General features: G+C 71.4%; 19 protein-coding genes and 1 pseudogene. 12 read left to right on the top strand and 8 right to left on the bottom strand.

All coding sequences use genetic code 11. From position 1 onward, the window contains the following. The first annotated feature begins 413 nt into the window (after positions 1-413). Positions 414-1,385 (top strand): permease, encoded by a 972-nt coding sequence (locus ACGFYV_RS24835; RefSeq protein ID WP_393880706.1) that lies wholly within the window; start codon positions 414-416, stop codon positions 1,383-1,385. Beyond that, positions 1,382-2,158, top strand: a complete 777-nt coding sequence (locus ACGFYV_RS24830; RefSeq protein WP_393880641.1) for a TIGR03943 family putative permease subunit — start codon at positions 1,382-1,384, stop codon at positions 2,156-2,158. The genes ACGFYV_RS24835 and ACGFYV_RS24830 overlap by 4 nt, the downstream gene beginning before the upstream one ends. Positions 2,159-2,204: 46 nt before the next feature. On the opposite strand, the gene ACGFYV_RS24825 is transcribed toward ACGFYV_RS24830, so the two are convergent. Further along, the gene (locus tag ACGFYV_RS24825; protein WP_393880640.1) at positions 2,205-3,212 is read right to left on the bottom strand and encodes a hypothetical protein; all 1,008 of its coding nucleotides are present in this window, start codon (positions 3,210-3,212) and stop codon (positions 2,205-2,207) included. Positions 3,213-3,483: 271 nt separating this feature from the next. Between ACGFYV_RS24825 and ACGFYV_RS24820 the strand changes: the two genes are divergently transcribed. The 3 genes from ACGFYV_RS24820 (at position 3,484) to ACGFYV_RS24810 (ending at position 6,042) form a co-directional block, all read left to right on the top strand. Further along, positions 3,484-3,957 carry a carboxymuconolactone decarboxylase family protein gene (locus tag ACGFYV_RS24820; protein ID WP_393880639.1) on the top strand — a complete coding sequence of 158 codons (474 nt, stop codon included), beginning with the start codon at positions 3,484-3,486 and terminating at the stop codon, positions 3,955-3,957. A gap of 211 nt (positions 3,958-4,168) precedes the next feature. Further along, positions 4,169-5,191: a permease gene (locus ACGFYV_RS24815; protein ID WP_393880705.1), complete on the top strand. Its 1,023-nt coding sequence runs from the start codon at positions 4,169-4,171 to the stop codon at positions 5,189-5,191. Further along, complete coding sequence (locus ACGFYV_RS24810; RefSeq protein ID WP_393880638.1) at positions 5,188-6,042, top strand: TIGR03943 family putative permease subunit; 855 nt, start codon at positions 5,188-5,190, stop codon at positions 6,040-6,042. Before ACGFYV_RS24815 ends, ACGFYV_RS24810 begins: the two co-directional genes overlap by 4 nt. Positions 6,043-6,095: 53 nt before the next feature. On the opposite strand, the gene ACGFYV_RS24805 is transcribed toward ACGFYV_RS24810, so the two are convergent. The 4 genes from ACGFYV_RS24805 to ACGFYV_RS24790 all read right to left on the bottom strand — a co-directional run bounded on the left by ACGFYV_RS24805 (position 6,096) and on the right by ACGFYV_RS24790 (position 10,600). Continuing rightward, positions 6,096-7,001, bottom strand: a complete 906-nt coding sequence (locus ACGFYV_RS24805; RefSeq protein ID WP_393880637.1) for a hypothetical protein — start codon at positions 6,999-7,001, stop codon at positions 6,096-6,098. Between the two features lie 94 nt (positions 7,002-7,095). Next, positions 7,096-7,374 (bottom strand): hypothetical protein, encoded by a 279-nt coding sequence (locus ACGFYV_RS24800; protein WP_393880636.1) that lies wholly within the window; start codon positions 7,372-7,374, stop codon positions 7,096-7,098. A gap of 483 nt (positions 7,375-7,857) precedes the next feature. Beyond that, positions 7,858-9,156, bottom strand: a complete 1,299-nt coding sequence (locus ACGFYV_RS24795; RefSeq protein WP_393880635.1) for an amidohydrolase family protein — start codon at positions 9,154-9,156, stop codon at positions 7,858-7,860. 274 nt (positions 9,157-9,430) lie between these two features. Beyond that, positions 9,431-10,600, bottom strand: coding sequence for a trans-sulfuration enzyme family protein (locus ACGFYV_RS24790; RefSeq protein ID WP_393880634.1), 1,170 nt, complete (start codon positions 10,598-10,600; stop codon positions 9,431-9,433). A gap of 152 nt (positions 10,601-10,752) precedes the next feature. Here ACGFYV_RS24790 and ACGFYV_RS24785 point away from each other — a divergent pair, with 152 nt between their 5' ends. Further along, entirely contained in the window at positions 10,753-11,193 is a 441-nt protein-coding gene (locus ACGFYV_RS24785; protein WP_393880633.1) for an Lrp/AsnC family transcriptional regulator, read from the top strand. A 241-nt stretch (positions 11,194-11,434) separates the two neighbouring features. Here the strand turns inward: ACGFYV_RS24785 and ACGFYV_RS24780 are convergent, their stop codons facing one another. The 3 genes from ACGFYV_RS24780 to ACGFYV_RS24770 all read right to left on the bottom strand — a co-directional run bounded on the left by ACGFYV_RS24780 (position 11,435) and on the right by ACGFYV_RS24770 (position 15,519). Further along, positions 11,435-12,274, bottom strand: a complete 840-nt coding sequence (locus ACGFYV_RS24780; RefSeq protein ID WP_393880632.1) for an alpha/beta fold hydrolase — start codon at positions 12,272-12,274, stop codon at positions 11,435-11,437. 83 nt (positions 12,275-12,357) lie between these two features. After that, complete coding sequence (locus ACGFYV_RS24775) at positions 12,358-13,056, bottom strand: alpha/beta fold hydrolase (RefSeq protein WP_393880631.1); 699 nt, start codon at positions 13,054-13,056, stop codon at positions 12,358-12,360. A 147-nt stretch (positions 13,057-13,203) separates the two neighbouring features. Beyond that, positions 13,204-15,519 carry a tetratricopeptide repeat protein gene (locus ACGFYV_RS24770; RefSeq protein WP_393880630.1) on the bottom strand — a complete coding sequence of 772 codons (2,316 nt, stop codon included), beginning with the start codon at positions 15,517-15,519 and terminating at the stop codon, positions 13,204-13,206. A gap of 435 nt (positions 15,520-15,954) precedes the next feature. Here ACGFYV_RS24770 and ACGFYV_RS24765 point away from each other — a divergent pair, with 435 nt between their 5' ends. The 6 genes and pseudogenes from ACGFYV_RS24765 (at position 15,955) to ACGFYV_RS24740 (ending at position 24,783) form a co-directional block, all read left to right on the top strand. After that, positions 15,955-18,516: an ATP-binding protein gene (locus ACGFYV_RS24765; protein ID WP_393880629.1), complete on the top strand. Its 2,562-nt coding sequence runs from the start codon at positions 15,955-15,957 to the stop codon at positions 18,514-18,516. A gap of 106 nt (positions 18,517-18,622) precedes the next feature. Further along, a pseudogene (locus tag ACGFYV_RS24760) lies at positions 18,623-19,936 on the top strand (amino acid permease); the annotation flags it as partial. Positions 19,937-20,193: 257 nt separating this feature from the next. After that, a complete protein-coding gene (gene kdpF / locus ACGFYV_RS24755) occupies positions 20,194-20,283 on the top strand; it encodes a K(+)-transporting ATPase subunit F (protein WP_018533641.1) in 90 nt (29 codons plus the stop codon). A gap of 8 nt (positions 20,284-20,291) precedes the next feature. Further along, the gene (kdpA, locus tag ACGFYV_RS24750; protein WP_393880628.1) at positions 20,292-21,953 is read left to right on the top strand and encodes a potassium-transporting ATPase subunit KdpA; all 1,662 of its coding nucleotides are present in this window, start codon (positions 20,292-20,294) and stop codon (positions 21,951-21,953) included. Further along, a complete protein-coding gene (gene kdpB, locus ACGFYV_RS24745; RefSeq protein ID WP_393880627.1) occupies positions 21,953-24,109 on the top strand; it encodes a potassium-transporting ATPase subunit KdpB in 2,157 nt (718 codons plus the stop codon). Before kdpA ends, kdpB begins: the two co-directional genes overlap by 1 nt. A 5-nt stretch (positions 24,110-24,114) precedes the next feature. Beyond that, on the top strand, positions 24,115-24,783 hold the full coding sequence (locus ACGFYV_RS24740) for a potassium-transporting ATPase subunit C (protein WP_393880626.1): 669 nt from the start codon (positions 24,115-24,117) through the stop codon (positions 24,781-24,783). Positions 24,784-24,812 lie beyond the last annotated feature (29 nt).

Here is a 24,812-nt window from a genome sequence, read left to right as displayed (position 1 = left end):
CGCTCGCCACGAGGGGAAAGACTGCCCCAAGGAGACGGGTGGTTCCAGCAAGTAGCTGAACGGGCTTGCGGGGCAGCGCGTATGAGGGAGTAGCGGAGTAGCGGAGCAGTGGAGTAGCGGAGCAGTGGAGCAGCGGAGCAGTGGAGCAGCGGAGCAGCGGAGCAGTGGAGCAGCGGAGCAGTGGAGCAGTGGAGCAGCGGAGCAGTGGAGCAGTGGACAGCCGGAGGTACCCATCCGTGGCCATCACCGAAGACGCCCGACTGGGGACCGCCGTCCCCGACCCCGGGCCCGCCCCCGAGCCCGCTTTCTCCCCTGAGCCTGTCCCCGTCCCCGAGCCCGCTTGCGCTCCCGAGCCTGTCCCCGTCCCCGAGCCTGTCCCCGCTCCCATCCCCGTCCCCGACTCCGCGCCGGACATGCGGGACTCCGCCCCGGACGCGCGGCGCCTCAGCTCTCCGCTGCTGCTGACGCTGCTGCTGGTCCTGGCGGTGCTCGCGCAGTCCCCGATCCGCGGGGCCCTCGGCACCCCGGTGATGCAGAGCTGGATGACGGTGTTCGTGGCCGTGACGGTCCAGGCGCTGCCCTTCCTCGTCCTGGGCGTGCTGCTCTCGGCGGCGATCGCGGTCTTCGTGCCGCCCTCCTTCTTCGCCCGTGCCCTCCCGCGCCGCCCGGCGCTCGCCGTACCGGTGGCCGGGATGGCGGGCGCGGTGCTGCCGGGCTGCGAGTGCGCATCCGTCCCCGTGGCGGGCGCGCTGGTGCGCAGGGGCGTGACCCCGGCCGCGGCCCTCGCCTTCCTGCTCTCCGCCCCGGCGATCAACCCGATCGTGCTGACGGCGACGGCGGTCGCGTTCCCGCGCGACCCCGTGATGGTCCTGGCCCGCTTCGTGGCGAGCCTCCTCGTGGCCTGCGTGATGGGCTGGCTGTGGCAGCGGCTGGGCCGCACGGACTGGCTGCGCCCGCCGGCCCACGCGGCGCACGAGGGCGCGACCAAGGGGGAGGCGTTCTGGGACTCGGTCCGTCACGACACCATGCACGCGGGCGGTTTCCTGGTGCTGGGCGCGATGGCGGCGGCCACCCTCAAGGCGGTGGCCCCGGCGTCCTGGCTGCGCACGGCCGCCGACAGCCCGGTGTTCTCCGTGCTCGCCCTCGCCGTCCTGGCGGTGGTCCTGTCCATCTGCTCGGAGGCGGACGCGTTCGTGGCCGCGTCGCTGACCCAGTTCTCGCTGACGGCCAGGCTGGTGTTCCTGGTGGTGGGCCCGATGATCGACCTCAAGCTCTTCGCGATGCAGGCGGGCACCTTCGGGCGCGGTTTCGCGCTCCGCTTCGCCCCCGCGACCTTCGCCCTCGCCGTCGCGGGCGGCCTGCTGACCGGGGCGGTGCTGCTGTGAACCGGCAGGCCCAGGCGGCGGTCATGTTCCTGCTCGGCGCGGCCCTGCTGCACGCGGGCTCGACCGGCCTGTACCTGCGCTATGTGAAGGCGGGCCTGCAACCCCTGTTGCTGGCCTCGGGAGCCGTCCTGATCGCGGTGGCCGCGGCGACGGCCTGGTACGAGCGCCGGCGCGCGAAGGCGTCCCGCTCGGAGGACGCCGGCGACACCCACGCCCATGCCGGTCACGCCCACGCCGGCGCCCACGCCGACGCCGGCACCCCGCACCCCGAGCCCCGTATCTCCTGGCTCCTCGTGCTGCCCCTGCTCGCGCTCATCCTCGTCGCGCCGCCGGCCCTCGGCTCGTACAGCGCCGTGCGGACCGGGACCGCGCTGCAACAGCCGTACGGATACGACAGGTTGCCCGCCGGTGACCCGGTCCCGCTGAGCGTGGTGGACTACGCCTCACGCGCCGCCTACGGGAACGGCCGCTCGCTGCACGGCCGTACCGTCCGCGTCACCGGTTTCCTCGCCCTGGACCACGGGGGCACCCCGTACCTGGTCCGGATGGCCCTCAACTGCTGTGCGGCGGACGCCCAGCCGGTCAAGATCGCCCTGAGGGGCGAGCTGCCGCCGGTCCTCCAGCCGGACGCCTGGCTGGAGGTGACCGGCACCTACACGCCCGGGGTGACCCGCGACCCGGTGAACGACGGCCCGATCCCGTACTTGAGGGTCGACCGGGCGAAGCCGGTGCCGACCCCGCGCGATCCCTACGACGAGACCTGGAACAACTGAGCCGTCATTCCGTCAGCCGTCAGCCGCCCAGAGATCAGGACGACTGTCAGCCGCCCAGGCAGAGGACGACCAGGCACAGCTGGTTCGGGTGGGTCGCCGCGGGGGAGGGGGGCGTCTGGGGTGTGCCGGAGGTGCTCGTCCCGCCGGTCTGCGCGGGCGCGGGGGTGGCCGCCGGCTGCTGCGCCGGGGCCACGCTGGTCTGACCGGTGCTCGTCGTGCCGCTGCCGCTGCTGCCGCCGGTGCTGCTGCCGGTGGTCGTGGCGAGGGCGGAGGAGGCCTGGTGCGGTACGGCCGCTGTCAGGGCGGGCACGGAAGCAGCCGCGGAGTCGGTGTGCGCGTTCGACACGGAGGTGTGCGGCGCGGCGGCGACGGCGTGCGCGGCCTGCTGGTACGGGGCTCCGGCCGTCTGCCGCTGGGGGTGCGCAGGGCTCGTGCGGTGCGCCGGATGGTGGGCGCCGGGCGCGGCCGGCTGCGGGGTGGCGTCGCCGGTGCTCTCGTCGCCGGTGGTCTCCTCGCCCGCCACGCCCATGCTGCGGTTGTCCGGTGCCGAGGCCGCCTGCGTGCGGTCGGTGGACTGGCTGTTCATCGAGGCCAGCGTGATGCCGCCGCCGACGAGGGCGACGGCGGTGGCGACGGCGGCCCGGCGCTTGTTCTTCTTCCAGCGGGCCAGCTGACGGCGCCGGGCGGCCCGGCCTCGCGGCGCGTCGAAGGAGGGGCCCGCGCCGCCGGACGGCTGGAACTCCGTGGCGTCGTCCGCGCCGGCCGCGTCGGCCGCTGCGGCTGCCGCGGTCTCGCCGTGCAGGTCGCTGTGAAGGTCGCCGTACAGGTCGTCGTCGAACGCCGCCGCGTGGTGCGGGGTGTGGAGGTCGCCGAAGTTCCGGAAGTCCTGGAGGTCGTGGAGATCCTGGAGACCTTGGGGATCCCGGGGTCCCTGAGGGGCGCCGTGCCGGCCGGTCGGGGCCGTGGACGGGGCTATGTCAGGGGCGTACGCACCGCACCCGGGACAGACGAGGGCGCCGTTCAGATGCCGACGGCACGAGGAGCAGTAGTCCATTTCGGTCTTCCTGAGTCGATGGCGCCTGCGGCCTCGGCACCGGGCCTGGTCACGTTCGTACGCGGGCTCGAACGGCCAGCAACGCTAACGACCCTTTCGGAAGACTGTGTGCGCCCGGTGTGCCTCTCCTGCACACATTCTCAGCGGATTCGTGAACGCCTGTGGCGCGGGTCACATGCGGTCCTGTCACATCCCCGCGCTCCGCCCCGTCGTGACAGTGAAACCGCGAGAACGGCCGCCCGACCGCCCGACGACGACACAGGAGCCCGCCATGGAAGCCCGTCTGAACCTCTTCGGCAGCCCGCTCGCCGGCAAGATCCTCAAGCACTTCAACGCGGCCGGCAAGGTCGTCGCCGACTCGTCGCTGCCGGAGGCGACGCAGCACCTGGTGCTGCTCCGCGCCAGCCAGATCAACGGCTGCGGCTTCTGTACCGACATGCACAGCAAGGACGCCGTCGCCGCCGGCGATACCTGGCCGCGCCTCAACCTCGTCGCGGCCTGGCGCGAGGCGACGGTGTTCACGGACGCCGAGCGCGCCGCCCTGGAACTGGCCGAGGAGAGCACCCGTATCGCGGACGCGGCCGGCGGTGTCGACGACGAGGTCTGGGCGAACGCCGCCAAGCACTACGACGAGGAGCAGCTCGCCGCCCTGGTCGCCCTGATCGCCCTCATCAACGCCTACAACCGGGTGAACGTCATGGTCCGGCAGCCGGCCGGCCACTACGAGCCCGGCATGTTCGCGTAAGGCGGGACGGCACTGCCGTTCACCCATCCCGTCCACGACGTCCCACCCCGCCATCCGCGCCGCAGCCCACCCCACCATCCGCCCCGTCATTCATCCCGCCGCCGTCCCGTCATCCATTCGCGACGGCGTGTGCGCACGGCTACGACTGCGTCCCTCGCATATCGTCGGCCAAACGCCAACATCCGGAGTGAAAATGGGAAAAACGGATGAAATGGTGAGCGTCGGCGTTCTCGACGGGGAGGCGGTCGTCTCCACGGGCCCGCCGGTACGCCGCCAGATCCCCGTACGGCCGCTGGTCGCCGCGTCCGCGGTGGCGGCCGTCGGGCTGGCGGTGCCGCTGCTGGCCGCCGCCGGGTGGCTCGGCCACCCCGCCGTCCAGGCCTGGCGCACCGTCTGCCTGGCCATCACCGTCCAGGCGCTGCCCTTCCTCCTGCTGGGCACCGCCCTGTCCGGCGCCATCAACGCCTTCGTACCGGCCGACCTGTTCACCCGGGTGCTGCCGAAACGCGCCGTCCTCGCCGTGCCGGTGGCCGGCGTGGCGGGCGCGGTGCTGCCCGGGTGCGAGTGCGCCTCGGTACCGGTCGCCAACAGCCTGATCCGCCGGGGTGTGACCCCGGCCGCGGCCTTCGCCTTCCTGCTCTCCGCCCCCGCGATCAACCCGATCGTGCTGACCGCCACGGCCGTCGCCTTCCCCGGCAACCCCGCGATGGTCGCCGCCCGGCTGCTCGCCTCGCTCGCCACCGCCGCGCTGATGGGCTGGCTGTGGCTCTGGCTCGGCAAGGAGAAGTGGCTGCGCCCGGCGGTACGGCACACCGGCCATCGTCACGGGCACAGCCGCTGGACCGAGTTCCGCCAGGGCTTCCAGCACGACTTCCTGCACGCCGGGGGCTTCCTCGTCCTCGGCGCCATGGCCGCGGCCACCTTCAACGTGAGCGTGCCGCGTTCCGTCCTCGACACGTTCTCCGGATCGCCCCTGCTGTCGGTGCTCTTCCTGGCCGGCCTCGCCGTGCTCCTGGCGGTCTGCTCGGAGGCCGACGCGTTCGTCGCGGCCTCGCTCACCGGTTTCTCGCCGACCGCGCGGCTGGCGTTCATGGTCGTCGGGCCGATGGTCGACCTGAAGCTGATCGCTCTTCAGGCGGGCACCTTCGGTCGCGCGTTCGCCGTGCGCTTCTCCACGGCGACCACGGTCGTGGCGGTCGCCGCGAGCGCCCTGATCGGAGGCGCGCTGCTGTGAGACGCCCCGCCCAGTCGGCCCTGCTGGCCCTCACCGGCATCGGCCTGCTGCACACGACCCTCTTCACGGACCTCTACCTGCGCTACGTCAAGGACGGCCTGCGCCCGCTGCTGATCGTGTCGGGGTTCGTCCTGCTGATCCTGGGCGTGGCGAACGCGGCCCTCGACGGACGCGGAGCGGCCCGCCGGATCGACCTCCCTGAACCCCCGAAGCCCTCGACAGGCGCCCACTCCCACCACACCGAGGACCACCACGCCGAGGACCACTCCCACGACCACGGCCACGACCACGGCCACGACCACGGCCACGACCACGGCCACGGCCACGACCACTCCACCGCCCCCCGTGTCGCCTGGCTGCTCTTCCTCCCCGCGTTCAGCCTGCTCTTCTACGCCCCACCGGCCCTCGGCGCCTACACGGCGGCGCACTCGGCGAACAAGGCCGTCACGAAGCAGAGCCGCTTCGACGCGCTGCCCGCGGCCTCCCCGGTCCCCATGACCCTCACGGGCTTCACCACCCGCGTCCAGCAGGACCGCGCCCTGGCGATCAAGGGCCGTACGGTCCAGCTCACCGGCTTCGTCACCCCGATCGCCGGAAACGGCGGCGGCTGGTACCTGACCCGGATCATCTTCACCTGCTGCGCGGCCGACTCCCAGTCCGTCAAGGTCCGCATGTACGGCACCGAGGCCCCGCCGGCCAACACCTGGCTGTCCGTCACCGGCACCTGGCATCCTCGGGGGGCCCTGGGCACCCGGTCCGCGGAACCGGCCCTCGACGTCCGCGCGAGCCGGACCGTCGCCCAGCCGGTCAACGCCTTCACGGACGACCTGCCGCTGACACCGGACCGCTAGGACGGGCCCTGTCCTACAGGCTTCGTGGGACAGGGCCCGGTGAGCGGGGAGGGTCAGCCGACGTTCAGGGTCAGGGCCGCGGTGTGCAGCCGGCCCGCCGTACGGAACTGGAGGAACAGCCGCCAGTCGCCCGAGTCGGGGAACTCGGCGTGGAAGGTCAGGGACGGTCCGCCGTGGTCGCCGTCGACCTCGGTCTCCGGGTGGAGGTGCGCGAAGGCCATGTCGCCCCGGTGGAACGCGGTGAGGTGGGCGTACGTGTCGAGGTACGGCTGGAGGTCGGTGACGGGCTTGCCGTCCTTGGTGACGGTGGCGGTCAGCTGGTGGGCCATGCCGGCCATCGGGGCGCCCTTCACCGTGACCGTGTAGCCGTCGACCGTGGCCGTGGCGGACGCCTTGGGCAGCGGGGTGGCCGTCGCCGTACCGTTCACCTCGACGGTGCGGCTGAGGACGAGACCCTTGCCCTTGCCGGACCCGCTGTCCGGGGTGAAGGAGGCGTACAGCCGCCAGGTGCCGGGCCGCAGCGCGTCCAGCGGCGCGGTCCAGGTGCCGTCGCCGGCCATGGTGGGGTGCAGGTGCTGGAATCCGGTGAGGTCGGAGCGGATGGCGTAGAAGTGCATCCGCTTGGTCTGGTCGACGGCGAAGTCCGTGACCGGCCGCCGGTCGGGACCGGCGACGGTGAAGCGGTAGCCGGTCGCCTTGCCGGCGGGCAGGGCGGCGGCGGTGACGGGGTCCATCCGGTAACCCCCCTTCGCGGCGCCCAGGCCATTACCGGCCTCGGCGCCACCCATACCAGGCATGCCGGGCATGGCCGGGCTGTGCCCGGAGTGCTGCCCGGAACCGGAACCGGAGTCGGAATCTGAGCCGGAGTCGGAGCCGCACGCGGCCAGGGTGAGGGTGAGCGCGGCGGTGGCGACGGCCGCCGTCAGGGCATGACGGGACGTCCGGAAACGCTGGGACATGAATACGTCTTTCCAGGTGGGCGCCGTGAAGAGGCGCGGTGAACGGGAGAGCCGGTGCCGGACCGCGGCGCTGGGCGGCGGCCCGGTGCTCTCGTCACGTCCGCGCGACGCACACCTGGAGAAGGAGCCGACGACCGCTCGGCGGCGGCCCCCGCCGGCGCGTGCCGTCGTACGTACGGCGCCCTCCCGGCACCAGGACCACCGCCGGGAGGACGACGGCGACCGCGGACAGCGGAGGAATCGGGAACGCCGATCGGGGCGTAGTGGCCACGCACTGCACACCCCGCATGGAGGGATCCGCCTGCACGACGACCTTGCCGCCACCCCCGTGCACCGCGTGTCCGGTGTGCCAGGCACCCGTATCGACAGGCATCCCCCCATGACAGCCCGCCTCTGCCGAGGCCGGCCCACCGTGCATGAGAAACAGCCCGAACAACACCGCCACCAACACGGCGAACCGCACCGAACGACGGCCCCCGGCCGTGCCATCGACGGGCTGCGTAACAATCACCGCTCCACTCTACGGGCGCATCCAACACCCCACCGACACACGGCCAGAGTCACCCCAACCCACCCCAACTCCCAAGGAGCGCGGGGCTGTATCGATTTGCGGCTCCGCCGCGCGGGCGCGACCAGCCCCCACACACCCGCACCGGCGAACCACCCCCCCCAACCCCCACCCCCAAGCTGTGGGATCTCAGACCTCGTGGGACGCTGCTCGGGTCGCGTACCCGGCCCTCGCCGACCACGAGGCCGAGCGCCACACGTCCCACATTGGTGAACGTGACCAGCTTCATCAGCCGGCTGTCCCTTATCCGAGGTGGGTTGAGCAGGCTGTTGGCCGTGCTCGGTGCGGCTAGTTCGTTGCGGGCTGCGGGTTCCAGGTGCCATCGAGCGGGACCCCGGCTGCCGTTGCGATGCGGTTGCGGGATGCGAGCAGGCGGGCCTTGAGCGTCGCCAGGTCCACGTCCACCAGCGCGCCGTCGCGTTTGACGACGCGGCCGGCGACGAGGACGGTGTCGACCAGACCGGCGTGCCCGGCGGAGACCACGGTGCCGACGGGGTCGGTCACCGGGAACACGGTCAGGTCGTCGGTGCACAGCAGGATGATGTCGCCGTCCTTGCCGGGGGTGATGCTGCCGGTGCGGGCGTCGAGCCCGCACGAGGCGGCCGCGTCGGCGGTGGCGAACTCCAGCAGGTCGCGCGAGCGCAGGCCGCCGTCCAGGCCGCGCTGCGCGGCGAACGCGACCCGCATCGCGGAGAACATGTCGCCGGCGACCGAGGGGACGACGTCGATGGACAGGGTCGGGCGCAGCCCTGCCGCCAGTGCCCGCCCGGTCATGGGGGCACCGAAGCCCATCTTCAGCTCGACGTCCGGGCTGATCGAGATCGAGCTGCCCGCGTCGGCGAGCATGCGCAGTTCCTCATCGCTCAGCCCGTTGCCGTGGACGAAGGTCGTGGTGGCGCGCAGCAGACCGTGCTTGTGCATGTCGGCGATCGGGCGCTGGGTTCCGTCGGACCCGGTGTGCAGGCTGGTGCGCAGGCCGAGTTCGGCGGCCAGCTCCAGCTCCCGGGCCAGGGCGTCCATGCCGGTGTCGTCGGCGCCGCGCAGTCCCCAGGCCATGGTGACCAGGCCCTCGCCCGGCAGTGCGGAGCGGACGCGACGGATGTCATCGTCGACGGAGTGCGGGGCGGCCCATCCGGCGCCGAGGCAGAAGACGGAGCGCGCCGGGGCGTCACGCAGCGCGGCGACGGCGGCGTCCTCGTGCTCGGGGCCCTGGGCGACGTGGTACCAGTCCAGCATCGTGGTGATGCCGGAGTGCAGCGCCTCCAGGCGGCCGACCAAGGTGGCCACGTAGACGTCCTCGGGCGTGTAGTGCGGCTTGACGGTGCCGTGCATGGCCGCCGCCCACTCGCCGAACGTCCAGTCCGCGCCGATGCCACGGAAAGCGGTCTGCCAGTTGTGGCGGTGGTTGTCGACGAAGCCGGGCATGACGATCCGGTCGCTCGCGTCGATCACCTCGGCGTCCGGTGCCTCGATCCGCTCGGCCACCTCGACGATCACGCCGTCCTCGATCAGCACGTCACCGCGGTCGAGATCGCCGACCGCCGGGTCCATGCTGACCACGGTGCCGCCAGTGAGCAGGGTCCTCATCGCGGGCTCCTTCAGGTAAATGTTCCAGTTCGTGCAAATTCGTGACCCCCTCAAGCGTTTATCCGGCTGCCTGCCGGGTGCGCGCGATGGCGGCAGTTTTGGCAGCAAGTTGCGCCAGACCCGGCTATCAGGCCGTGCTGGAGGGGGTGAACGAGCAATAATCTGCCGCTCGGACGGGGCGAGCCGGTCGATCCTGTCCGGGCCTGCAAGGGCAGGCGGATGCACAGCCCTGGGCTCGCCGCCGAGGGGCGTGACCGAAGCCCGCGCCGGTCGCTCAGGTGCGCGCCGCGTCGGCCGCGGCGAGCACGTCCGCGACCAGGTCGGACGTGTCCTCGGTCCCTGCTGCCAGCCGGATCAGGCCAGGCGGAACGGCTGCGGCGATCTGTTCCTCGTCGAGCATGCCGCGCCACATGGACGCCGGGTGCACGGCGAGTGATTCCACGCCGCCCAGGCTCGCCGAGCGTCGCGGGTAGCGCAGGTGGCCGAGGAAGGCGTCGGCGGTCTCGAAACCGCCGGCGAACTCGACGCTGAGCACCCCGCCGTAGCCACTCATCTGGTCGAGGGCCAGCTTGTGCTGCGGGTGCGTCACCAGCCCGGGGTAGTGCACCGTGGCCACCGCTGGATGCTCGTGGAGCGCCCGTGCGAGAGCGAGACCGTTCTCGTTGTGGCGCGGCATCCGCAGCGGCAGGGTGCGTATGCCGCGCAGCAGCAGCCAGGCGTCGACCGGGCCGAGCGTGGCGCCGGTGAGCAGGCTGGTGTCCCAGATGCGGTCCAGGATCTCCGCAGGCCCCGCGAGCGCTCCGGCGGAGACGTCGGAGTGGCCGTTGAGGTACTTGGTGGCGCTGTGCATGACCAGGTCGATGCCGAAGTCCACGGGGCGCTGGTTCAAGGGCGTGGCGAAGGTGTTGTCCGCCAGGGTCAGCGCGCCGTGGGCGCGGGCCAGCTCGGCGACGGCCCGCAGGTCGGTGATCTGTAGCAGCGGATTGCTCGGCGTCTCCACCAGGATCAGGCGCGTCCGGGGGGTCAGAGCCTGGGCGAACGCCTCGGGGTCGGTCTGGTCCACCAGGGTGGTCGACACCCCCAGGCGCGGCAGCAGGTTCTGCAGCACCGAGGCCGTGCCACCGTAGGTGGACTGCTGCCCGATGACATGGTCACCGGCGGACACCACGGCCAGCACGGCCGTGGTGATCGCCGCCATCCCTGAGGCGGTGACCATCGCGGCCTCCGTGCCCTCCAACTCCGCGACGACGGCTGCGGCCTGTGCATGGTTCGGGTTGCCGAAGCGGGTGTAGAAGTTGGTGCCGCGCGGATCGACGGCGGCCTGCGCGAACGTCTCCGCGTCCTCGGCCGAGAAGGTCGCGGTCTGGTAGATGGGTGGCGCCACGGCGCGGCTGGGGTGGATGTCGCGATCGGCGTGAACGGCGATGGTGCTGTTGCCCGGCATGGCTGACCTTCCGTGGACCGGCGGGGTACGCCATCCAGCCTGGCCCTCCGGCAGTCGTAGATGCCCGAATCGCCGCAACGTTGGCAGTAAATTGCTCCCTCGGCAGGCACAAGATTGTGCTAGCAGGCACTCCAGCGCAATATTCTGCTTCCATGGATGAAGTGGACCGGTCGATCCTGGCCGTACTCGAAAAGAACGGCCGTATCAGCAACGCCGAACTCGCCGCCCAGGTCGGACTGTCGCCGTCCCCCTGCCTGCGGCGCGTGCGCCAGCTTGAGGAAGCCGGGGTCATCCGCGGCTACCGCGCACTGATCGACCCCGCCGCCATCGATCGCGGCCTGCGGGTGTTCGCCGGCGTACGGCTGATGCGGCACACCCGCCCCGACGTGGTCGCGTTCGAGCGCAAGGTCACACAGCTGCCCGAGGTGATCGCCTGCCACCACATCACCGGCAACTTCGACTACCTGCTCCAGATCGAGGTGGCCGACCTGCCCGCGTACGAGAACCTCCACGCCAACCAGCTGGCCAGCCTGCCCGGCGTGGCCACCGTCACCAGCTACGTCGCCATGAAGACACTGTCCCCCAACACCTGACGCGCTTGGCGTGCCCACGCACCTTCGTGAACCAGCGGGGGCGGGTGCCGCGTCATCCTGGTGTGCCGCTCGTGCCGGTGCCGCCCGGCTCGTCAGCGTGTTCATCATCAGCGTCGCCCAGTCCTGATCGGCACGGGCCACCGGCGTCGGCGGCGGCTTCGCCCAACTGCGGTACACGGTCCAGAAGTAGTGCTCCGTCGCCCCGTGCCCCGGCCCTGAGCGGGCCGGGGCCGGAGGTGCGTCACCGGATGGCGCGGGCGGCGTCCTCGATCAGCTGCGCGGTGGCCTTGGGGTGGCTGATCATCGCGACGTGCGACGAGGTGGGTACGTCGACGACCTTGCGGCACTTGGCCCGCTGGTACATCCAGCGTTCGGTCGCGGGCGGGATCGTCCGGTCGCGGCCGGCGACCAGCCCCCACGACGGGATCGTCCGCCACGCAGCGGCCTGGGTCGTGTAGGTGAAGGAGTCCGCGTCGAACGGGCGTTGCGTGGCCTGAAGGAGCCGGAATGCGGACGGGGACAGGTCGGCCGCGAACGCGGCCTGGCCGTCCTTGCTCAGATACAGGTCGGTGCCGGTGGTGCCGTCCGGCTTCGTGTAAGGGACGGGCACGCTCACCGCCTGGACCTCGCTGCCGGGGAACTTGGCGATCAGATCGGCCTGGCTCTCGCCCACGTCCGGCACGAACGCCGCGATGTAGACCAGCGCCTTGACGTTGCTCTTGCCCGCCGCGGCGTTCGTGATGACGGTGCCGCCCATGGAATGCGCCACCAGCACGACCGGCCCGCTGATGGAGTCCAGCAGGCTCGCGATGTACGGGGCGTCGGTGGGGATGCCCCGCAGCGGGTTCGATCCGGCGATCGTGTCGTAGCCCTTGCTCTGCAGTTGCTGGATGACCGCGTTCCAGCACGATGAATCGGCGTAGCCGCCGTGGACCAGCACGATCGTCGGCCGGGCGCCCGGCGAGTGCGTGCTGCCGGTCGCGGCGGTGGCGGGGTGCGGGGCGAGGACCGCGGCGGATGCCGCGGCGGCCGCGCCGGTGGCGAGGACTCTGCGGCGGGTGAACATGGGGCGTGCGGGCATGAGCATCTCCCTCGTGTGGACAAAGGCGTGCCCCGGGCGGATGGTGCCGTCCAGGGCACGAGGATGGTGGCGCGGCGATGGGGTTACGCGTTGCCGCCGCGGCCTTCGGCGGCCTGGGTGATGACGGCGGCGACCGTGGCGGGGCGGGAGATGTAGACCGCGTGGCTGCCGGGGGTCTCGGAGACGGTCGCGCCGGTCCGCTCGGCCATCGCGCGCTGCGCGGGCGGCGGGATCATGCGGTCGTCGGTGGCCACCAGGTACCAGGCGGGCTTGGTCCGCCAGGCCGGCTCCGAGACGGCACCTTCAAGTGCCGCCACTCCCCAGGGCACTTGGGAGTCCGCGAGGAACGCGGCCTGGACGGCGGGCAGGTCAGCGGCGAAGGAGTCGGCGAACTTGGCACGGTCCAGGAACAGCACCCCGTCCCGAGGAGGCAGGATCGGCGGCACCGGTGCGCCGGGCGGCGGGTCGGCGATCAGGGTGCTGACCGACTCACCCTTGTCCGGGGCGAACGCGGTGACGTAGACGAGTGCGCTGACGTTGGGGTGGTTGCCGGCCTCGGTGATGACGGCGCCGCCGTAGGAGTGGCCGACCAGCACGGCCGGTCCGTCGAGGGCGTCGAGGATCTGGTGAGTGGCCGTCACGTCGCCGGCCAGCGACTGGGTCGGGTTCTGCACGATGTGCACCCGGTAGCCGTCCGCGGTGAGCTGTTCGTGGACGCCCTGCCAGCCCGAGCCGTCCACGAACCCGCCGTGCACCAGCACGATGTTCCTGATGGTCGCCATGGTCACTCCTGCCGGAGAGGGACAGGCCCAGCGCCTGTCCGGTGCCCCCCAGTGAAGCCGTCCGAGCCGGGGCGGACCATGCAGAACAGCACGCAGAAGTTCTGCGCACAACCGCCCGCGAAGCGTCCGCCTCGCGTCCCACGAAGGTCACTCAGTGACGGCGAGTCGCCGGCAGCGCCGGTGTCCTTCGACGTCACCGATCGCCTCGTAGACCTCGGCCGCGCGGGCATAGGCGCGACGGCTCTCCTGCACCCGGCCGGTCTCGGCGAGCAAAGGAGCAAGGGCCTCCAGGACAAGGCAGTTGACGTAGCTGGGGTCCTTTCCCAGGGCCGAGTCCGCCTGGGTGAGGGCGGTGATGGCCTGCGCGCGCTCGCCGAGTTGCCGCAGGCTCAGCCCGAGCCCCGCCGCCATGTGCGTGCGCAGATACTCGGCCAGGGTCGGTGCCACGTCGTAGCCGTCGTCGAGCAGTGCGATGGCCTCGTGGTAGTGCTCCACGGCCTCACGGTGGCGTCCGGCGTCGCGCAGGCAGTGGGCGAGATTGCCCATGCAGGTCAGGTGCGAGTCGTTGTCGCCCAGCGCCTTGAAGGAATCGACCGCCCGGTACGCGGCGCTGACGGCCGCGTCGAACTGCCCCAGCTTGCGCTGGGCCACCGACTGGTAGTTGTGGGCCCAGGCGACCTGCGCCGCCGCACCGCTGCGCACGGCCAAGTCCAGTGCCTGGGTCGCATACCGCAGGGCGGGCACCGGATCGTTCATCGGCGTGCTGTGCACCCAGGACAGGTAGTTCAGCTGGGTGGCCTGCTGAGGCAGATCCCCCAGCGAGGCGGCGGCCTCCGCGCCGAGCGTGAAGACCTCCCGCCAGTGCGGACCGTGGATCCACCGGTCCGAGTACCAGTGCATGGACTCGGCGCAGTCCAGCACCGCTTGGTCCTCCCCGGCCGCCCTGGCTTGGCGTAGTGCCCCGAGCCAGCTGTCCACGTTGGCCCGCAGCCACGTGTCGGCTTCCTGCGTCGTCGCCAGGACGGTCAAGTCGAGGCCGGGCCGGTCGGGTTTGCCGTAGCCGGGCTCGAACCAGCGCCCGGCCATGGTCGCCATCCGCAGCAGCCACGACCGCACCTCCAGGGCGACCGTGGTCCGGTCGGCCTGCGACTCCTCCCGCCGCAGCCGGTCCCGGGCGAAGAGGCCGACCAGGTCGTGGAAGCGGTAGCGGCCCGAGGTGCCGTCCTGCAGCAGCCCGAGATCGACGAGCTCGTCCAACGCGTCCCAGCTGTCACCGAGACCGATACCGCCCGCCACCGCCGCGAGAGCGGCATCGAAGTCCGGGCCGGGAACCGCCGCCAGACGCCGGAACACCCGCCGGGCCACGGAGCCCAGCTGCTCGTACGACATCCCGAACGCATTGGCGATCTTCAAGTCGCCCGCGGTGAACTGCTCCAGACGACGCTCCTCATCCGCCAGACGAGCGGCGAGTTCCTGCGCGCTCCACCGCGGGCGGCTCACCAGCCGGTTGCCGATGATCCGTAGCGCCAGCGGCAGCCCTCCGCACAAACGGGCCAGCCGGTCCAGCGCGGCCTGCCCATCGGTGGCGGCCCGCTCGCCGACGATGCCGGTGAGCAGCTCCGTGGCCTCCGGCAGCTGCAGCGGGCCCAACACCAGGCGGCGCACCCCCTCCATGCCCGCCAGCAGCCGTCGGCTGGTGACCAGGACCCGGCTGGATCCCCCCGCCCCCAGCAGCGGACGGACCTGCTCCTCGGAGGCGGCATTGTCCAGCACCACCAGGATCCGGCGCTCACCCAGCAACGACCGGTACAGCGAGGCCCGTTCCTCCGGACCGGTCGGCACCTGCCGCTCCGTGATCCCCAGTGCCCCCAGCAGCAGACCCAGCGCGTCGAACGACGAACGGGGATGCGTGGCCATGCCCAACAGATCGAGGAAGAGCACCCCGTCAGCGAAGTCCGGCCGCAGTGTGTGCGCGGCACGGATCACAAAGCTCGTCTTCCCCGACCCGGCCGAACCCGTGACAAGCCCCACCAGGGCACTGCCGGGCGGATCAGGAGTCCGGGCCAGAGCATCGATCCAGCCCAGTTCCGCGCCCCGGCCAGTGAAATCGTCCACCGCGCGCGGCAGTTCACACAGCCCGCTGGGCCGCCCCCAGTGATCCCGCAGACGACCATCGCGCGCCATCTCGACGAGCCGCTTGCGGTCAGCCTCCGCCAAGGCGAGAGCCTGCGCCACCGCGACGACCGTCCGGTGCTGGGGCCCTCTGCTGCGGCCACGCTCCATGTCGGACAGCGTCCTGGCACTTACCCCGGAGACATCCGCGAGCTGTTCGAGCGTCAGACGAGCCGCCTGCCGATGACGACGCAGCAACTCAGCGAGACTCGGATCGTCAACGATGACGACACCCCCCTGCGAGCGGAACAACAACCGAACCGTTCGAATGAGGGCAATCGTACGGAGCACCCGAAGAAGCGACAGGGACTACGCCATAAACGCTCAGCTTCCGCTGGCTGATGACGAGTACGAGCCTCGTACGCAGACTCTGCCGTTCCGCCGGAACGGGATGGACCACGCCGCCGTCAGTACCGTCAACGGCAGGACTGGTCCTCCCGTCGCGCCGAGGACCTGGACACGGTCGTGAGACCGAGGTCCGCGGACACAACCTGAGACAAGCCAAGAAGGGCGCAGGCTGCAGAGCAGGCGTCGGGACATCGTCAGCGGGATCCCACACAAGCCCTGGGCCAGAGCCACTCACGTCAAGACAGCGTCAAGGTGCCCGACAGCAGCGCCAAGGAAGCGCTAACAATAGACCCCGCCGCCCCACGAACCCGCTTCCTTGGAGGAAGAAGCCCTCCCGCACAGAGGAGTCGGCCGAGCGAGCGGAGCGCGTCAGCGGCGATGAGTGACGTACGGCCCGGACGACTGAAGATCTACCTCGGAGCTGCCCCAGGGGTCGGCAAGACCTACCGGATGCTCGACGAGGGCCGGCGCCGCGCCGCCCGCGGGGCGGACGTGGTGGTGGGACTCGCGGAGTGCCACGGGCGCCCGCGCACGGAGGCGATGCTCGCCGGTCTGGAGTCGGTCCCCCGGGCGCCGTGCGTCCACCGGGGTGGCCGGTTCCAGGAGATGGACCTGCCCGCCGTCCTGGCCCGGTGCCCCCAGGTCGCGATCGTCGACGAGTTCGCGCACAGCAACATCCCGGGCGAGGGCCGCAACCCCAAGCGCTGGCAGGACATCGAGGCCCTGCTCGACGCGGGCATCGACGTGATCACCGCCCTGAACATCCAGCACCTGGAGTCGCTGAGCGACGTGGTCGAGAAGATCACCGGGGTGCCCCAGCACGAGACCGTGCCCGACGAGGTCGTACGACGCGCCTGGCAGATCGAGCTGGTGGACATGCCGCCCGAGGGCCTGCGTCGCCGCATGGCGCACGGCAACGTCTACGCCCCGGAGAAGATCGACGCCGCCCTCGCCAACTACTTCCGGCCCGGCAACCTCACCGCGCTGCGTCAGCTGGCGCTGCTGTGGGTCGCCGACCGGGTCGACGAGGCACTCCAGGAGTACCGCTCCCAGCACGGCATCGGCCGGGTCTGGGAGACCCGGGAGCGGGTCGTCGTGGCCCTGACCGGCGGCCCGGAGGGCGACACGCTCGTACGCCGGGCCGCCCGGATCGCCGACCGGTCGGCGGGCGGTGACCTGCTCGCCGTGCACGTGGCCCGCAGCGACGGCCTCGCCGCCGGCGTCTCGCACGCCTCGCTGGCCCGCCAGCGCCGGCTGGTGGAGGACCTCGGCGGCAGCTACCACTGCGTGGTCGGCGACGACGTGGCCACCTCCCTGGTGGACTTCGCCCGCGCCGAGAACGCCACCCAACTGGTCCTCGGCACCAGCCGCCGTGGCCGGCTCGCCCGGTTCCTGACCGGGCCCGGCACCGGGGAGACCGTCACCGAACTGTCCGGGGACATCGACGTGCACCGGGTCACCCACGAGCGGGCCGGGCTCGGCACCCTCCTGCCCTCGCGGCGCCGGACACTGTCGACGGCCCGCCTGATCGCCGGCCCGGTCGCCGGACTGGTGCTGCCCGTGCTGCTCACGGCAGGCCTCACCCAGTCGCGCGGCACCCTGAACCTGACCAGCGAGGCACTGCTGTTCCTGCTCGCCGTGGTGGGCGTGGCCTGCATAGGCGGGGTCGCCTCGGCGGTGATCGCGTCGGTGACGGCGTCGTTGCTGCTGAACTACTGGTTCATCCCGCCCGTCGGCCAGTTCACGCTGAACGATCCCAACGCGCTGCTGGCCCTCGCGGTGTTCGCGGTCGTGGCCGCCACCGTCGCCGCCGTCGTCGACCGCTCGCTCAGGCTGTCCCGGCGCTCCGCGCGGGCGACGGCCGAGGCGGAGACCATGTCGTCGCTGGCCGGCAGCATCGTGCGCGGCGAGGCCACCATCCCGGCCCTGCTGGAGCGCACCCGCGAGACCTTCGGCATGGAGTCGGCGGACCTGGTGGACGAAGCCGTCGACACGGCCGGGGTGACGGCCGTACCCGCCGGATCCGGCGCCCACCTCGCCCTGACCGGCCGTACGCTCTCCTCCTCCGAACGGCGGGTGCTGGCCGCGTTCGCCGCGCACGTCGGCTCCGCGGTCGAGCGGGCCCGGCTCGCCGAGGCGGCGGCCGAGGTGGAGCCGGTGAAGGCCGCCGACCGGCTGCGCACGGCCCTGCTGCGGGCCGTCGGCCACGACCTGCGCACCCCGCTCGCCGCCGGCTGGGCCGCCGTCACCTCGCTGCGCAGCCGCGACGTCGCCTTCTCCGACGAGGACCGCGACGAACTCCTCGCCACCGCCGACGAGTCCATGGCCAAGCTGAACCGCCTGGTGGAGAACCTCCTCGACCTCAGCCGCCTGGAGGCCGGCGCCCTCACCCTGAACCTGCGGGCCGCCTGCCTGGAGGAGGTGCTCCCGATGGCGCTGGCCGACGTGCCGGAGGTCGAGGTCGCCGACCTGGAGGACATCCCCTCCGTGCTCGCCGACCCGCCCCTGCTGGAACGGGTGATCGCCAACCTGGTCGGCAACGCCGCCCGGTACACGCCGGCCGGGAAGAAGGTACTGGTCACCGCCAGCGCCCTGGCGGGGCGGGTGGAGCTGCGGGTCGTGGACCGGGGACCCGGGCTGCCCGCCGACGGGCGCGAGCGGATGTTCGAGCCGTTCCAGCGGCTCGGCGACACCGACAACACCACCGGACTCGGCCTCGGACTGGCCCTCGCCCGGGGACTGACCGAGGCCATGAGCGGCACCCTCACCCCGGAGGACACGCCGGGCGGGGGCCTCACGATGGTCGTGTCCCTGCCGATCGCCACCCGGCCCGCACCGACCGACCGGCAGAGCCCACAGAGCCCACAGAGCCCACGGAGCCCACAGAGCCCACAGAGCCGGCGTAGCCAGCAGAGCCTGGAGAGTCGGCAGAGAGCGTAGGAGGTGCGTGATGAGCACCGTGACCGGTATCCGCAAGCAGCATCACCGCGGAGAGACCCGCGCCCCGCACCGCACCTGGCCGGTGCGCGACCGCATCGCCCTGGTGGCAGCCCTGGCCGCCCCGTTCCTGGTGGCCCTCGCGCTCGTCCCGTTCCGTACGACGCTCACGCACGCGAACGCGGCGCTCGTCCTCGTCGTGGCGGTGGTCGCGGTGGCCGCGCTGGGCAGCCGTACGGCGGGTGCCGTGGGCGCGCTGTCGGCGGCGGCCTGGTACGACTTCTTCCTCACGCCGCCCTACCGCTCCTTCGACATCACCGCGTCCGCCGACGCCGAGACTGCGGTGCTCCTGCTGGCCGTCGGCACGGTCGTCGCCCAACTGGCGGCGCGGGCCCGCCGGCTGGAGGTCGTGACGGTGACGGACGAGGCCCACCTCACCCGCGTCCACCGCACGGCCGCCCTGGCGCAGTCCGCCAACTCGGCGAACACGTCCTTCGGCGGCCTGCCGGTCCTGCTGAGGCTGCTCGCCCGTGACAACTACCTGCCGCACGTCTTCGCCCTCAAGGCCGACCGCCAGGTGCACCGGCACGGCGTCCTGGCCCTCGCCCTGGTCTCGGCGGCCCTGCTGGTCTTCTCCGGCGGCGACACCAACACCCTGGTGCCGCTGTTCGCGATCGGGGTCTTCGTCGGCTTCACCATCGCCCAGGTGGGCATGGTCCGGCACTGGTTCCTGGAGCGTGGCACCGGCCAAAATGGCACCGGCCGGCGCGGGAAGGCGCTGCTGAACGGCTTCGGCGCGGTCCTCACCGGCGTCGCGGCCGTCGTCGTCACCGCGAGCAAGTTCACCGAGGGCGCCTGGCTGATCGTGATCGCCCTGCCGCTGCTCGTGGCCGCCTTCGAGACCGTGCACCGCGCCTACGGCCGGATCGGCGAGCGGCTCGGCCTCGGCCGGATCCCGCGGGCCCCGCACCGCGAACGCTCGCTGGTGATCGTCCCCGTCTCCTCCCTGACCCGGCTGACCTCCGAGGCGCTCACCGCGGCCGCCTCCCTCGGCGACGAGGTCCGCGCGGTGACCGTCTGCTACCCGGACCCCGAGGACCGGGTCCAGCTGCACGCCCTGGAGCGGGCCTGGGCCGACTGGGACCCGGGCGTGGAGCCGGTGCGGCTGTCCTGCGAGCGGCGCGGCCTGGGCCGTCCCATCGCCGCGTACGTCCGTGACGTGTCCGCCGCCGAGCCGGGTACCCGGGTGACCGTGCTGATCCCGGAGACGGAGCCGGAGCGGCTGTGGCTGGGGGTGCCCCCGCGCGAGCGAAGCCGAGCGTGGGGGAGGCTGCTGCAGAACCAGTGGGGCGCGGTCGTCGCCCACGCGGTGCGCCGCGAGACGAATGCCGTGATCTGCAGGCTGCGTTTCCGGCTGCCGTGACGCCGGTCACAGATCGTCACCAGGCTTTACCCACCGGTACGAGTCAACCTCGTAAGAGTCCCGTCAAAGGCGTACGCGGCGCCGTAAGGGAGCCGTCAACGGCCGGTCGGATCCGGCCATCCAGGGGTTTTCCTTCTAAGCGTCCGTTTCAACCGAACCTCACTCCAGGAGTTCGCGATGGCCGATCTGGCCTTCGTCGTCACCGTGCTCGCGGGTTTCGCGCTGGTGGCCCTCGTCGCCAAGGGGGTGACGAAGCTGTGACCGCCGAGAACATCGTCGGCCTCGTCGTGGCCGTCGCCCTGCTGGGTTATCTCGTCCTCGCCCTGATCTACCCGGAGAGGTTCTGAGACATCTCATGGGTCCCGTACTCGCCACCGTGCTCCAGCTGCTCGCCCTCATAGGCGCGCTGGCGCTGGTCTACGTCCCCGTCGGCACCTACATGGCCCGGGTCTACTCCTCCCCGAAGCACCTGCGCGTGGAGAAGTGGGTCTACAAGGGCATCGGCGCCGACCCCGACACCGAGATGACCTGGCCCGCCTACCTGCGCGGTGTCCTCGCCTTCTCCGCCGTCAGCGTGCTGTTCCTGTACCTGCTGCAGCGGCTCCAGGGCGTCCTGCCCGGCTCGCTGCACTTCTCCTCGGTCAACCCGGCGCAGTCGTTCAACACGGCCGTCTCCTTCGTGACCAACACGAACTGGCAGTCGTACTACGGCGAGCAGACCATGGGGCACGTCGTGCAGAGCGCCGGTCTGGCCGTGCAGAACTTCGTCTCCGCCGCCGTCGGCATGGCCGTGGCCGTGGCCCTCGTGCGCGGCTTCGCCCGCTCCCGCACCGGTGAGCTGGGCAACTTCTGGTCCGACCTGGTGCGCGGCACGCTGCGCATCCTGCTGCCGGGTGCCGCGATCGCCGCGGTGGTCCTGGTCGCCTGCGGCGCGATCCAGAACTTCTCCGGCATCCACGAGGTCGGCCAGTTCATGGGGGGCTCGCAGCAGTGGAACGGCGGCGCGGTCGCCTCCCAGGAGGCGATCAAGGAGCTGGGCACCAACGGCGGCGGTTACTTCAACGCCAACTCCGCCCACCCCTTCGAGAACCCCACCCCCTTCACCAACCTCTTCGAGATCTTCCTGATCCTGGTCATCCCGTTCGCGCTGACCCGCACCTTCGGCGTGATGGTCGGCTCGGTGAAGCAGGGCTACGCGATCCTCGCCACGATGTTCACGATCTGGCTGGGCTTCGTCGCCCTGATGATGTGGACCGAGTTCGCCCACCACGGTGCGGCGCTGCAGGCCGCGGGCGGGGCGATGGAGGGCAAGGAGGTCCGCTTCGGCGTCGGCAGCTCGTCGATCTTCGCCGTGTCGACCACGCTCACCTCCACCGGCGCGGTGGACTCCTTCCACTCCTCCTTCACCGGCCTCGGCGGCGGCATCACCATGCTCGGCATGATGCTGGGCGAGATCGCGCCCGGCGGCACCGGCTCCGGCCTCTACGGCATCCTGATCATGGCGGTCATCGCGGTGTTCATCGCCGGTCTGATGGTCGGCCGCACCCCCGAGTACCTGGGCAAGAAGATCGGCGGCCGCGAGATGAAGCTCGCCGCCTGCTACATCCTCATCACCCCCACCCTGGTCCTCGTCTTCACGGCCGCCTCCATGGCCCTGCCGACCCCGCCGCACTCGATGCTCAACCCGGGCGCCCACGGGTTCTCCGAGGTGCTGTACGCGTTCACCTCGGCCGCGAACAACAACGGCTCGGCCTTCGCCGGCCTGAACGCGAACACCGACTGGTTCAACACCATGACCGGACTCGCGATGCTGCTGGGCCGCTTCCTGCCGATGGTGTTCGTCCTGGCGCTCGCCGGCTCGCTCGCCGAGCAGAAGCCGGTCCCGGAGACCGCGGGCACCCTGCGCACCGAGAAGCCGCTGTTCACCGGACTGCTGGTCGGCGCGATCCTGATCATCACCGGCCTCACGTACTTCCCCGCCCTCGCGCTGGGCCCGCTCGCTGAAGGGCTTGCGTGATGACCAGCCGTACCGAGAACTCAGAGGACTCCATGTCCACAGCCACTCCCACCCGGGCGCCGCACAGCGACGTCCCCACCGGGCACAAGCAGGCCGAGGGCCGTGTCGGCGCGGGCCTGTTCGACCCCAAGGCACTGGTCAGGTCCCTGCCGGACGCCTTCCGCAAGCTCGACCCGCGGGTGATGGTCAAGTCCCCCGTGATGTTCGTGGTGTGGGTCGGCTCGATCCTCACCACCGTCTTCTCCTTCCAGCACCCCGGCGACTGGTTCGGCTGGACCATCAGCGTCTGGCTGTGGCTGACCGTGGTCTTCGCCAACCTGGCCGAGGCGGTCGCCGAGGGCCGCGGCAAGGCGCAGGCCGACACCCTGCGCAAGGCCAAGACCGACACGGTCGCCCGCCGGCTGCTCGCGGACGGCGCGTCCGAGGAGCAGGTGCCCGGCACCGAGCTGAGGATCGGCGACCTGGTGGTCTGCGAGGCCGGTGACGTGATCCCCGGCGACGGTGACGTCGCCGAGGGTGTCGCCTCCGTGGACGAGTCGGCGATCACCGGTGAGTCCGCCCCGGTCATCCGTGAGTCCGGCGGCGACCGCTCCGCCGTCACGGGCGGTACGAAGGTCCTCTCCGACCGCATCGTCATCAAGATCACGACGAAGCCCGGCGAGACCTTCATCGACCGGATGATCAACCTGGTCGAGGGCGCGGCCCGGCAGAAGACGCCGAACGAGATCGCGCTGAACATCCTGCTGGCGTCCCTGACGATCGTCTTCCTGCTCGCGGTGGCGACCCTGCCGCCGTTCGCCGACTTCGCCTTCAACAACGCCGGCAGCCACCAGCACCTGACCATGGTCGTCCTGGTCGCCCTGCTGGTCTGCCTCATCCCGACCACCATCGGCGCCCTGCTCTCCGCGATCGGCATCGCGGGCATGGACCGGCTGGTGCAGCGCAACGTGCTCGCCATGTCCGGCCGCGCGGTCGAGGCCGCCGGTGACGTCTCCACGCTGCTGCTGGACAAGACCGGCACCATCACGTTGGGCAACCGGCAGGCTTCCGAGTTCGTGCCGGTGCGCGGGACGACCGAGGCCGAGGTCGCGGACGCGGCCCAGCTGTCCTCGCTGGCCGACGAGACCCCCGAGGGCCGCTCCGTCGTCGTCCTGGCGAAGGAGAAGTACGGGCTGCGCGAACGCCACCAGGGTGAGCTGGCGCACGCCGACTGGATCGAGTTCACCGCCCAGACCCGGATGTCGGGTGTGGACGTCGACGGCCGGAAGATCCGCAAGGGCGCCACCGCCTCGGTCATCGCCTGGGTCGAGGAACAGGGCGGCACGGTCCCCGAGGACGCCGACACCGTCGCGCACCGCATCTCCGCGGCCGGCGGCACCCCGCTGCTGGTCGCCGTCCACGACGAGCGGGGCGCCCGCGTCCTGGGCGTCATCCACCTCAAGGACGTCGTCAAGGACGGCATGCGGGAACGGTTCGAGGAACTGCGCCGCATGGGCATCAAGACGGTCATGATCACGGGTGACAACCCGCTGACCGCCAAGGCGATCGCCGAGGAGGCGGGCGTCGACGACTTCCTCGCCGAGGCGACTCCCGAGGACAAGATGGCCCTCATCAAGCGGGAGCAGGCCGGCGGCAAGCTGGTCGCCATGACCGGTGACGGCACGAACGACGCGCCCGCGCTGGCCCAGGCGGACGTCGGCGTGGCGATGAACACCGGTACGTCGGCCGCCAAGGAGGCCGGCAACATGGTCGACCTCGACTCCAACCCGACCAAGCTGATCGAGATCGTCGAGATCGGCAAGCAGCTGCTGATCACGCGCGGCGCGCTGACCACGTTCTCCATCGCCAACGACGTCGCCAAGTACTTCGCGATCATCCCGGCGCTGTTCGCGGCGGTCTACCCGGGTCTGGACAAGCTGAACGTCATGCAGCTGTCCTCGCCGAACTCCGCGATCCTGTCGGCCGTCGTCTTCAACGCGCTGATCATCATCGCGCTGGTGCCGCTGTCCCTGAAGGGTGTGCGGTACCGGCCGCTCAGCGCCGACAAGATGCTCCGCCGCAACCTCGGGATCTACGGCATCGGCGGCCTGATCGCGCCCTTCGTCGGCATCAAGATCATCGACCTTCTCATCTCCCTCATCCCCGGGATCGGCTGATCGCCATGAACAACTCCGTAACGAACACCGCCCGGTTGCTCGGGGCGGGCCTGCGCGCCCTCCTCGTACTGACCCTGGTGACGGGCGTCCTCTACCCGCTGGTCGTCACCGGTGTCGCCCAGGCACTGTTCGGCGACAAGGCGAACGGCTCGGAGATCAGGGCGGACGGCAAGGTCGTCGGCTCGTCCCTGATCGGGCAGTCGTACAACCTGCCGCTGAAGAAGGGCCAGGAGACCCCGGACCCCGACCTGAAGTGGTTCCAGGGACGCCCTGCCAACGGACTTGGCGGCAACAGCATCAACACGCGGTACAAGCTGATCCTGTCGGGCGCCACCAACCTCGCCGCCGACAACAAGGTGCTGATCAAGCAGGTCGAGGACGCCAAGGCCGCCGTCGTCAAGGACAACTCGGTCCCCGGCTACCCCGTCAAGCCGTCCGACGTCCCCGCTGACGCCGTCACCTCCTCCGGCTCCGGACTCGACCCGGCCATCTCCCCGCAGTACGCCGAACTCCAGGTCCACCGGGTCGCCGTGAAGAACGGCCTGCCGGTCGCGCAGGTGGAGAAGCTCGTCAAGGACCAGACCCAGGGCCGCGCCCTCGGGTTCATCGGCGAGCCGCAGGTGAACGTCCTGAAACTCAACATCGCGCTCAAGGACCTCGTGGCCAGGAAGTGACGGCCTTGCGCGTGAGGGCCTTACGTGTG

Origin of the sequence: Streptomyces sp. NPDC048297 (assembly GCF_043201585.1) — a bacterium.
GTDB lineage: Bacteria > Actinomycetota > Actinomycetes > Streptomycetales > Streptomycetaceae > Streptomyces.
The sequence above is the reverse complement of the archived record's forward strand: the minus strand, read 5'-3'. Positions and strand labels throughout refer to the sequence as shown.